General features: G+C 69.1%; 11 protein-coding genes and 1 pseudogene. 1 reads left to right on the top strand and 11 read right to left on the bottom strand.

Annotation, left to right across the window (positions count from 1 at the left end; genetic code table 11):
• The 7 genes and pseudogenes from J1C73_RS32030 to J1C73_RS32000 all read right to left on the bottom strand — a co-directional run.
• Nucleotides 1-420: pseudogene (locus J1C73_RS32030) on the bottom strand (hypothetical protein); the annotation flags it as partial.
• A gap of 3 nt (nucleotides 421-423) precedes the next feature.
• On the bottom strand, nucleotides 424-1530 hold the full coding sequence (locus J1C73_RS32025) for a hypothetical protein (RefSeq protein WP_123461051.1): 1107 nt from the start codon (nucleotides 1528-1530) through the stop codon (nucleotides 424-426).
• 8 nt (nucleotides 1531-1538) lie between these two features.
• Nucleotides 1539-2738 carry a hypothetical protein gene (locus J1C73_RS32020; protein WP_123461052.1) on the bottom strand — a complete coding sequence of 400 codons (1200 nt, stop codon included), beginning with the start codon at nucleotides 2736-2738 and terminating at the stop codon, nucleotides 1539-1541.
• A gap of 49 nt (nucleotides 2739-2787) precedes the next feature.
• Nucleotides 2788-3732, bottom strand: coding sequence for a phage distal tail protein (locus J1C73_RS32015; RefSeq protein ID WP_207319433.1), 945 nt, complete (start codon nucleotides 3730-3732; stop codon nucleotides 2788-2790).
• Between the two features lie 42 nt (nucleotides 3733-3774).
• Nucleotides 3775-5052, bottom strand: a complete 1278-nt coding sequence (locus J1C73_RS32010) for a tape-measure protein (protein ID WP_207319432.1) — start codon at nucleotides 5050-5052, stop codon at nucleotides 3775-3777.
• A complete protein-coding gene (locus J1C73_RS32005; protein WP_123461055.1) occupies nucleotides 5049-6248 on the bottom strand; it encodes a phage tail protein in 1200 nt (399 codons plus the stop codon). Before J1C73_RS32005 ends, J1C73_RS32010 begins: the two co-directional genes overlap by 4 nt.
• 48 nt (nucleotides 6249-6296) lie before the next feature.
• Nucleotides 6297-6920 (bottom strand): hypothetical protein, encoded by a 624-nt coding sequence (locus J1C73_RS32000; RefSeq protein WP_207319431.1) that lies wholly within the window; start codon nucleotides 6918-6920, stop codon nucleotides 6297-6299.
• Nucleotides 6921-6959: 39 nt separating this feature from the next.
• Between J1C73_RS32000 and J1C73_RS31995 the strand changes: the two genes are divergently transcribed.
• The gene (locus J1C73_RS31995) at nucleotides 6960-7610 is read left to right on the top strand and encodes a VWA domain-containing protein (protein WP_207319430.1); all 651 of its coding nucleotides are present in this window, start codon (nucleotides 6960-6962) and stop codon (nucleotides 7608-7610) included.
• A 219-nt stretch (nucleotides 7611-7829) separates the two neighbouring features.
• Here the strand turns inward: J1C73_RS31995 and J1C73_RS31990 are convergent, their stop codons facing one another.
• From J1C73_RS31990 to J1C73_RS31975, 4 genes are all read right to left on the bottom strand, one after another.
• Nucleotides 7830-8159, bottom strand: coding sequence for a hypothetical protein (locus J1C73_RS31990; RefSeq protein ID WP_123461058.1), 330 nt, complete (start codon nucleotides 8157-8159; stop codon nucleotides 7830-7832).
• A 65-nt stretch (nucleotides 8160-8224) separates the two neighbouring features.
• Nucleotides 8225-8515 (bottom strand): hypothetical protein, encoded by a 291-nt coding sequence (locus tag J1C73_RS31985; RefSeq protein WP_207319429.1) that lies wholly within the window; start codon nucleotides 8513-8515, stop codon nucleotides 8225-8227.
• A 78-nt stretch (nucleotides 8516-8593) separates the two neighbouring features.
• Entirely contained in the window at nucleotides 8594-9196 is a 603-nt protein-coding gene (locus J1C73_RS31980; protein ID WP_207319428.1) for a phage tail tube protein, read from the bottom strand.
• A 123-nt stretch (nucleotides 9197-9319) separates the two neighbouring features.
• The gene (locus J1C73_RS31975) at nucleotides 9320-9730 is read right to left on the bottom strand and encodes a phage tail termination protein (RefSeq protein WP_147959059.1); all 411 of its coding nucleotides are present in this window, start codon (nucleotides 9728-9730) and stop codon (nucleotides 9320-9322) included.
• Nucleotides 9731-9767: the final 37 nt, after the last annotated feature.

The raw sequence follows: 9767 nt of genomic DNA, 5'->3' as shown, positions 1-9767 counted from the left end.
GCGCGTCGCGTCGGCCGGGCCGGGCAGGGGGTACGGGATGTAGGGGCGGGCCAGTCCGCCGAGGGCGGCATCGTCGGCGAGGACCACGTTGCCCCGGCGGTCGAAGACCTGCACCGGCTGGACGGGAAGGGTGTCCGGGGCCGCCGTCCAGACGGTCAGGGCCAGGGAGCCGTCGTCGCGGCGGACGACGAAGCCCTGTTGCGGTTCGTCCGTGCCGCGGTCCGGCTGGACCCGGCCCAGGTAGAGCAGGTCCTCGTCGCCGGAGGTGCGTACCCGCAGCCGCCCCCGGTCGCCGATGACGACCTCGCCGCCCATGATCTGATTCAGCGGCGGAGTGGTGTTGGCACTGCCCATCAGGTCCCTGACCTGGCGTTCCAGTGCGCGGATGCGGTCGAGCAGGTCGGTGGGGATGATCGCCACGGGTCAGGCTCCTTCCAGGTAGAGGACGGCGGTCTCGGCCTGGGTGCGCTGCGGCGGGGTGACGGCGATGCCGACGATCCGGTAGGCGGCGTCCAGGCCCTCGTGGTGCCACAGGTCGTGGATCCGCAGTCGGATGCGGGCGCCGAGGAGCGCCGGAGTGATCCGGCCGTCGAGCAGCACGGTCAGTTCCGGGATGACCTCGGGCCGGTTCTGCCGGGCCAGTTCGGCGGCGGCCAGCGAACGCAGGGTCGCCGTGTCCGAGACGCCGCTGTGGTCGGAGGTGAGCTCCAGACGGGGCCAGCCGGCCTCCAGGTCGCCGGGGGACGTCTCGCTGACGGTGAGCGGCTGGGACTCCTGGGACTGGTCGGTGTTGGCGGAGTCACCCCGGGCCACCCAGACGTTCGCCTGGACGGTGGAGTCCGTCGGCAGGTTGTAGGTGAGCACCTGGCCGGGGTGGCTCAGCACGATGTCCGTGTGTCCCGTACGGATCTGCGGGTGGCCGAGCTGGAGGCGCTTGACCCGGCGGCCCTCGGCGTCCCGGTAGCAGTGGACGCGCCACTCGAACCCGTCGCTCAGCCGGCCGAGGTTGTCGAGCAGTTCCCGGACGCGGGTGAGCGCGGAGTACGCGTAGGCGAAGTCCCTTACCACCCCGGAACGGTCGTGACCGGGGCTGATGCCGATGTCGCCGCCGGGCTGGTCCTGCGCGTGCGTGATCAGGGTGTGGGCGATCTCGAACTGGTCCGTTCCGGTGCCCGCCAGGTCGTGGGCGAGGATGCGGTGGTCCAGGTAGGAGTCGAAGGTGCCGGCCTGGAACTGCACGGTCAGCCGGCCCTGTTCGTCGGATTCCGGTGTGCAGGTCCACAGGATCCCGCCCCACCAGATGTCGCCGTCGCGCTCCAGCCAGACCGCGGTGCGGCCGGGCTGGAGCGCGGCCCGCGCCCTGCCCGCGAGCGCTCCCCCGGGCAGGGGGACGGTGGCGGTGAGCGATCCGGGCTTGCCTATGTAGTCGTCGAACTTGGTCTCCGTGAGCGGCAGCACGTCCAGCAGGCGGTCGGTGCGCAGGTCGCAGAAGAGCGCCCGGTAGACGGGCGTGGTGACGGATGCGGTCATCGGCTGCCTCACACGAGCGGATCGACGCGGATGAAACGGTTGTCGAACCAGCCCCTGTTGCTGGTCGCCGACGAGCAGTAGGCGGAGACCGCGGAGTATTCGGCGCCGGGCTGGAGCCCCGTGACGCGGAAGGTGGAGGCCACCGACGTCAGGGCCTTGGACCCGACCGTCGCCGCACGCTCCTCGTTCGCCGCGAGGACCAGGGTCGCGCCCTTGCGGATGTTGGCGCCCATCCGGCACCACTGGCCGTCGACCCCGGTGTTCCCCACGAATCCCACGGTCACCAGGATCGCGCCCGTCACCGGCGCGGTGAAGGTGGCCGTGATGGTGGGGCCGTTGGTGTCGGCGACCGCCTCCACCCAGGCGGTGGTGGCGCAGTAGCCGCCGTCGTTGTTGTACGCCCAGGCGGAGGACGGGACGGCGGGCCGCCACACGGTGCCGTCCCAGCGCTGGAGCCGCCCGGCCTCGTCGCGGTACTGGCCGGTGTACTCGCCCGCGGCGAGGGCGCCCTGCGGGGCGATGCCGCCGGCCTGGCGGGGGTAGCTCGTCCAGCGCGTGCCGTCCCAGCGCTGCAGGGTGCTGGAGGTGTCGCGGTACTGGCCCGGGTATCCGCCGGGTGTGTCGCGGTTCCAGGAGTCGGCGAGGATGCCGCCGACGGCCACGGTCGAGACCCGCATGTCGTACACGGCGTCGGCCCAGGCGATGCCGCCGGTGCCCACCGAGGCGCCCGCGGGCACCAGGACACGGGCGAGCGGAAGCGAGGCGTCCGGGAGCAGCGGCGGCTCCGGGGTGGCCTCGGCCTTGCCCACGACGACCTCCAGCACGGCTTCCGTGCGGCCGGTGCCGTCGAACTGGGTGTCGTACACGCGCAGGACCACCAGGTCGATGCGCGGGTTGGAGGCGTCCCCGTCGCCGAAGGTCACCTCGGTGTAGTCGGTGAGGACGACCGGGTAGGCGCCGGCCGGTCCCTGGCCCTGGATCACCGCACGGCCCGGGGCGACGGTGGCGTTCATCCCGGCGCTCTCGCCGAAGACGTAGAGACCGGACATCAGGTACTCGCCGCCGGTGGAGCCGGGGAGCACGCCGCCGGCGGTGGTCAGTGCTCCGTTCGGGGTCATGGTGCCGACCGGGGCGAGGCGGGTGTCGGCCCGGGACTGGCCGGTCTCGGTCTCGGTGCGGTTGATCAGCCACGCGCTGCGTACGGGCATGTCGTCCTCCTGGGAAGTGATGGGGTGTCGGTCGTGGGCCGTGCGGGGATCACCAGTGGGCGTCGCGCCAGCGCAGGGTGACGGAGGCCCGGGGGTCGGGCGTGGTGTCGTCGGAGCGGAAGGAGAGCTCCGTGGTGCCCGGCGGCAGGTGGAACAGCTGCTCGGGTACGGACACGGGGGACGCGGTGTAGAGCCGGGACGCGGTGGCGTTGAGCAGCACCGTGCCGGATTCGGTGTCCACCGTCAGGACGTCCTGGGGGCCCAGCACGATGTCGTACCGGAGCCGCCGGCCGTCGCCGAGCCGGGTCAGCGTCGGGCGCCGGAGCGGGCCGCGGAACTCGATCATCGGCTGGGCCGCCGCGCCGCCGCCGTTCACGGCGGTGCAGGTGCCGGCGGCTCCGGCCGTCCCCCACTCCAGAGGCCACGCGAGGCCCATGCCGGCGATGCCGGGTTCGGCCGGCCAGTCCAGGCCCGGTTCCGTGAGGGGCAGCGTGGCCCGGGTCTCGCGGAGCACGGCCCCGAACCGGCGCGGGTCGGTGGCGGTCCACTGGAGACTGGTCCTGGCCGCGCCGTGCACCACGTAGGACCGGTCCTGCGGTACGACACGGCGGCTGACCCGGGCCCGGACGGCCAGCGTCTCGCCATGCAGCCGCACGGCGAGCCACTGCTCGCCGTTGTCCGCGCCGGTTGCGGCGCGGAAGGCGGAGACGACGCCGAGGGCCTGACCGGCCGTGCGCGGCAGTAGCCAGACGGACGCGCCGACGAGACGGGGCTGCGCCCAGCGGGCGCCGGGCCAGGCGCCGTGCTGGTCGGGGCGGGAGATGTCGCCGGTGTCGAGCACCGGCAGGTCGTCCCAGCCGGTGAGGCCCGTGCGGTCGATCTCGTACGGCGTACCGGGTCCCATCAGCAGTCCGGCCCACTGGATCTGCCCGTCGCGGGTGATCAGTGAGCCGGGTTCGGTCTCCTGGGCATATGTGGTTGTGGTCTCGGCCATGAGGGGCCGTCACCTCGCTTCAGTCGTGGGGCGGGTGGATGCTCATGCCGCCGACCCGTGCAGGAACAGCAGGTCGGTGGCGACGGCGAGGGGGCCGTTGCCCTCGGTCGCGTGGTACGCGCGCAGCCGTGAGCGGTCCGTGGTGCCGGTGGAGCCCGTGGGGTGCGGCGCGGCGTCAGCGGGGCGCAGCCGGCTGAGCGCGGACAACGGCAGGACGGGGGAGCCGCCGGGCGCCCTCGCGGGCTGGACGACGCCGCCTTCGGCGAGCTGGGGGATCTTGGGGAGGTCGACCCCGAACTTCTTGCCGAAGAAGTTGAAGCTGAGCTTGTTGAGGCCGTCGATGACCCAGTTGGCGAAGGAGATCAGCGCTTTGACCGGGCCGGTGACGGCGGCCATGACGCCCTGCATGCCGGTGCTGATGAAGCCGCCCATGCCGTTCAGGGTCCTGGACATGGCGGTCTTCACCCGGGTGAACATGTCGGGGATCTTCTTCGTGATCCAGTCCAGGACGGGCTGGACGACCGGGCGGAACCCGCTCCACGCGCGGCGGATGATGCCGGACACCGCGTTGGTGGCCGAGGTGACGGCGGAGCGGGTGCCGCCGAAATCCTTGGAGAGGAGTGCGCCGACGACGGCCAGGACCGTGGTGACGACCGTGAAGGCGGCCTCGAAGTAGGCCGAGATGACGGTGGCGTACGCCTTGAGGACGGGGCCGAGGAACTTCCCGATGCTCAGGAAGACCTGGAGGACCTGGTCGAGGACCTGCTTCATGATCTTCTGGCCGGTCTGCGAGTTGAGCGCGTACTCGATGAGGTACCCGGCCAGGGGGCTCACCAGGCCGAGGACGAAGCCGAGCGGGTTGGCGCGCATGGCGACGTTGACGGAGGTCATCGCGCCGGAGGCGACGGTGACCGCGCCGCCGAAGAGGCCCATGAGCGTGGACACCGTGCCGGAGCCCTTGCCGAGGACGCCGACGACCCCGCTGAACAGGCCGGCCTCGGTGGCGATGGAGTTGAGGGGTGCGAGGGTGGTGCGGGCCTTGGCGCTGCCGGTACGGAGCTGGGCCGCCGTACGGCCGGCGGTGCGGCCCGCTTTGGTGAGGGACTTCCCGGCCGTGTCCGCCTTGGTCCTCAGCTGCCGGAGCTGCGTTCCGGCAGCGTCGGCGGAGCCCTTGATCCGGTCGGCGGCGGTCCCGGCCCGGCCGATGCCCTGTGCGGCGGCCCGTATGGACTGGGCAGCGCCCGTGACGCGGCCGCTGAAGGAACCCAGCGCTCCCGCTACTCCCGCGAACGGGTCGGCGCCGATCACCGCGGCACTCATCCGCGCGCCTTGGACAGGAACAGCAGGGCGGCGGCCGTCTCCTGGAGGTCGGCCGTGGACGCCTCGTAGTAGTTCTCGATCTGGAATCCGGAGACCGCTCCGGCCGTGGCGTTGACCGAGTCGGCCCTGGCCCGGCGGGCGGTGTGCCGCAGCAGCCGGTCCAGCTTGGACAGCGGCAGTACGGCCTCGGCCTCACCGGCCTCGGCGACGATGGCGTGCACACCGCCGTTGCGCGGGGCCACGATGCCGCCGGCCGCCAACTGGGGGATCTTCGGCAGGCTGATGCCGAAGGTCTTGCCGCCGACACCGGGGACCCAGCCCGGGATCGAGACCTTGATGCGGTTGAGCTTGTCGATCGCGGAGTTGATGAGCCGGATGACGGAGTTGACGGGCGCCTTCACGGCGCCCTTGATCGCGTCGAAGGCCCGGCTCGCGATGCCCTTCAGCCCGCCCCAGATGCTCGACAGCTTCTCCTTGACCCTGCTGAAGGCCTTGGGGATGACGTCGCGGATCCAGTTGATGACCGGCGAGATGACCTTCTTGATGCCGTTCCAGACACTGGAGATCACCTGCTTGACGGCGTTCATGACCGTCGTGATGATCTTCTTCCAGGCGTTGAAGTAGGTCGTGACGACCTTGGCGACGGCCTTGATGACGACGGTGATCGCCTTCTTGATGCCGTCCCAGACCTGCTTGATCAGCGCGCCGGCCTTCTTCATGATCGGTCCGACGGCCTTCATGACCGAGCTGATGACCTTCTTGATCGCGTCGAAGGCGACCTTGAGGACCTTCTGCATAGTCTTCGACCGGGCGGCCATCTCGACCACCTTCTCGACCAGCGGGGCGAGCAGGGAGAGCAACTGGCCGACGAGGTTGCCCTTCATCGACTTGTTGAGCCCCTTCATGCCCTTGGAGGCCTTGTCGGCCCCGGACTTGAACTTTCCGACCTGGGTGCCGCTCTTCTGACCGGTCTTTCCGGCCTTGGACATCGAGCGCTCGGCCTTGTCGGCGGACTGCTGGATCTTGGTGAGCTCGCGGGCGGAGCCCTGGGCGGAGCTCTTGATTTTTTTGAGGCCGGTGTCACCGGTCCGGGCTCCGGCGGCCAGGGACTTCACCGATTTGCCGGCGCTGTCCGCTTGTGAGCGGAGCCGCGCGAGGGCGGTGGAGGACTTACCGACGGCTTGCGTCAGACTCATTCGGAATCTCCCTTGATCCGCGGTGATTCGGGTCCAGGCAGCCGTTCATCAGGCGAACGCCGCCGTGAGTTCGGTGACGGCGCTGCGCAGGACCCTGACGTCGCTGGCGACACCACGAACCAGGGGGCGGCTCCGATGATCGATTCCTTGGTTCGTTCTGTTCAAAGGGTCGGCACGCAGCCGCTCCTGCTCCTGCTGGGCGGCGCTTCCGGCCCGCCTGATCGCGTCCTTTATCTTCTGGACGTCCTGGTCGATGTCCTTGATCTTCTCTATGTAGTCCTTGTGGTCCTCCAGGAGCTTCTCGTTCTCCTCCTTCGTCTTCCTTGCCGCCTTTTGATGCTCGGATTCGATCTTCTTCTGAATCCTTGTGATAAGCCCCTGAGAAATCTTCCACTCCCGGGTGGCCCCGAGAATGGTCAATCCCTTTTCGTCGATCTTGAAGGCTGATACACCGATCGTGAGGGCTGTGAGGCTGGCGGCGATTCCGGTCAAGCCACCAGTCACTGCGGCGATGGTGTTGCTGACCCCCGCGAAGGTGTTCGAGAGGCCGCTCTGTGTGGTGCGGAGTGATCGATAGGAGCTCTTGAGTTTCGTGATATCGGCACGGGCGGAACCGATATCTGTCTCTGCCTGGCCAAGGTCCCTGTCCAGCTCGGCTATATCTCTGGTCATGATCTCCTCGCAATTATCTTGGGGTGCTAGGATCCCCGCATGAGCACTGAAACGGTTCGTGTCGTTCTCGTTGCGCCAATATCGCAGGAGCGATATTTCATTCCCCGGAGAAAGCGTTCGATCGCGTGGTATGCAGAGCGTTCCCTCGCGGTTGCCGACAGATTCACTCCCGGTGCGGGAATCGAGATCCTCCTCTATGGAAGCGGCCACGACGGTCCGGCCGTCGCCCGCACGGAATTGCAGCCGCAGTCCCGTGCGAGTTGGGTTCAGGAATGGGCAACCAGGCCGAACATGCGACGACGTCTGCTCACGGACGCTGTTCCGCGCAGTCGCGTGGAAGAGTTCTTCGACCTGACCCACGAGTCATTGATCAGATCCAAGCCGCTGCCGGCCGCGGAGCTCATCGTGAAGCAGGTGGAAGCCGCAGGCGGTGCGCCCACTCTGGTGATCTTCTGGCTGGACGGCAGAAGCCAGGCCAGGGAGATCCTTGAGGTCCTTCACGCGTCCCGGGTCGAGAACGTCTTCTGGCAATTCTTCGGGGACGAGTCGGTCATTGACTCGTTGTGGCGCGAAGAGAAGGTCCACAAAGGGCAATTCCTTCCCCACGTCTCCTTCCACTTCAACACGAGCTGGAGTGTACGGAAGATCAGCAAGGCATTCTCGCGTTGGCATGCGCCACGGGGCGCTTGAAGATGTTCAACGGACTGTCCCGCGGGTCTTCATTAAAATGGTGTCACGTGCTGGGGAAGGAAACCTTCGGGACGCGGTGAGGGTTGATTCCATGGGCCTACGGGATTCTTTTTCATGCTTGTCGGTATGTTCTTCTGCACCCTCGGTCCAGCTGGTTTCCATACTCTTCCCGGGACCGGTGGTTGCCGTGCACCCCGGAACCCGGCTCCCCGGGCACGGTCAGGTGAAGAAGCGCATGAGGTCATCCGGGCCGGGCGGCGTTGCCTGTTCGTCCGTGGAGCCCTCAAGGGAGGCCGCGTCGCCCGGCCTCGGTACCGGCACCGGCGGCTCGGGCGCGTCGGCGTCCTCGTCCGTGTTGACGGAGGCGAACATCCAGTTCGCGGCGGCGAGATGGTCCACGGCAGCGGCCAGAAGGTAGTCGGTCACCGTCCAGTCGGCGCTTTCCCCGTGAATTTCCTGGGCGACGGCGCTGTCGCGTGGCATGTGCTTGACCAGCACCGCGAGCCGACGGCTGGTCAGCCGGCCGCGGTGCCAGTCGAGCAGGTCCACGCCGAAGTGCCTCAGCAGGTCGGCCTCGAGAGCCTCGGCGTGTTCTTCCGCGAACGCGTCGAGGCTCAGCCTTCCCCCAGGCCGAGCCCGGTCTCCTTGCCGTACGCCTCCAGGATCGCGGCGATGTCCTGCATGGTGATCTCGTACCGCTCGAAGCGCGCGAACTGCTCCTCGCCCATCAGGAGTTTCAGCAGGCCGTCGACGTCGTTGTCGTCGAGGGAGCGGAGCGCCTTGGCGGTGGAGCGGCTCAGTTCGGTGGGCAGTTCGAAGGTGTCGTCGTCCAGGTCGAAGGACCAGGAGCGGCCGAGCGCCTCCATGCGCTGCGCGCGGGCCGCGTTGACGTCGAATGAAGCCATGGGTGGGGTGTCTCCTTACGCAGAGGTGTGGGTGGGTGCCGGGCGGGGCCGGGGTGAGTCGGCCCCGCCCGGCGGGGATCACGCGCCGGCCGGCACCGTGTAGGCGGCGTCCTTCATGACGAAGGTGGCGAGCGCCTGGTCGTTGCCCGGGGAGAGCGCGGTGAAGGTGACACCGAGCATCGCGGCGGCCTTACGGGCGAGCTTGATGTCGTCGGTGGCCGTTACCTGGCCGCGCGGGATGACGAAGCGGTAGGTGACCGCCGTGCCGTCGGTGAACTCCAGGCCGAGCGCGCGCTCGTCGAAGGTCGGGCCGTCCGGCACGTCGAACTGGACGATCTCCGGCTTGGTCGCGTCCCGGCGGATGTCCGCGGCGGCGCCGCCCAGGAAGAACGGCAGCGTGTCCTCGTTGAACTGGAGCATGGAGAACTTCAGCGTCAGGTCGCGGTCCGCGTAGACGAACCGGGCCGGACTGATGGACTGCCACGTCTCGACCGGGTCGAGCTTGTCCTTCTTGGAGAAGGTCACCCCGTCCGTCGAGGTGTAGCCGAGGTCCGTCCACTCGGTGCCCCAGTCGGCCGACGGGTCGTCGGTGAAGGCGGCCGGGAGGGGGGCGTTGATGTCCGCGACGAGGATGCGGCCGGTGCCGGCTACGCGGATCTCGGAGGAGTTGTTGCCTGCCATGGATGACTCCTTGGGGTGAATGGGCGTGGGGTCGTGCCTGCCGTGGGTACGGCAAAGGCCCCGCCGGTGGCAGGGCCTTGTCTGTGGGGGCGCGGGAGCGCGCCGGGTTGGCATGGTGCCGGGTCAGCCGATGCGCAGGGAGACCCGCAGCACGGTGAGGTAGCGGTTGGCCGCCGGGTACAGGTACTCGGGCAGCCAGCGCGGGCCGTCGGCCTCGACCACGTCGGTGATCACGACGTTCGTCCCGTACGTCCGGCCGACGGCCGAGAGCAGCTCGGCGCGAGCCGCGTTCGCGAGGCGGTGCGCGGTCACCTTGTCGGGGCCGTAGGCCTCCAGTTCGATGAGCGGCTGGTCGAGATGGAGGTCGTCGATCCAGGCGCCACCGCGCCGGGAGACGATCACCGCCGGCTGGGTGCCGTCGAAGCCCGGCGGCGGGGTCTCGTCCACGACCGCGTCCGCGAGGTCCGGGCGGTCGGAGAGGAGCTCCACGACGATGGCCTCCACGTCGGGGAAGGTGCTCGGGGGTGAACTCATGACGGGGCATCACTCCTGTTCGCGGCCGGCCGGCCGC

Source organism: Streptomyces laculatispora (assembly GCF_017353455.1).
Lineage (GTDB): Bacteria > Actinomycetota > Actinomycetes > Streptomycetales > Streptomycetaceae > Streptomyces > Streptomyces laculatispora.
This window is presented reverse-complemented; position numbering and strand designations above follow the sequence as displayed.

Bases quoted from the DNA above. Each gene is read 5' to 3' on its own strand.
- J1C73_RS32025 (WP_123461051.1), bottom strand. From the start codon at position 1,530: ATGACCGCATCCGTCACCACGCCCGTCTACCGGGCGCTCTTCTGCGAC.
- J1C73_RS31980 (WP_207319428.1), bottom strand. From the start codon at position 9,196: ATGGCAGGCAACAACTCCTCCGAGATCCGCGTAGCCGGCACCGGCCGC.
- J1C73_RS31985 (WP_207319429.1), bottom strand. From the start codon at position 8,515: ATGGCTTCATTCGACGTCAACGCGGCCCGCGCGCAGCGCATGGAGGCG.
- J1C73_RS32000 (WP_207319431.1), bottom strand. From the start codon at position 6,920: ATGACCAGAGATATAGCCGAGCTGGACAGGGACCTTGGCCAGGCAGAG.
- J1C73_RS32020 (WP_123461052.1), bottom strand. From the start codon at position 2,738: ATGCCCGTACGCAGCGCGTGGCTGATCAACCGCACCGAGACCGAGACC.
- J1C73_RS31975 (WP_147959059.1), bottom strand. From the start codon at position 9,730: ATGAGTTCACCCCCGAGCACCTTCCCCGACGTGGAGGCCATCGTCGTG.
- J1C73_RS31995 (WP_207319430.1), top strand. From the start codon at position 6,960: ATGAGCACTGAAACGGTTCGTGTCGTTCTCGTTGCGCCAATATCGCAG.
- J1C73_RS32015 (WP_207319433.1), bottom strand. From the start codon at position 3,732: ATGGCCGAGACCACAACCACATATGCCCAGGAGACCGAACCCGGCTCA.
- J1C73_RS32005 (WP_123461055.1), bottom strand. From the start codon at position 6,248: ATGAGTCTGACGCAAGCCGTCGGTAAGTCCTCCACCGCCCTCGCGCGG.
- J1C73_RS32010 (WP_207319432.1), bottom strand. From the start codon at position 5,052: ATGAGTGCCGCGGTGATCGGCGCCGACCCGTTCGCGGGAGTAGCGGGA.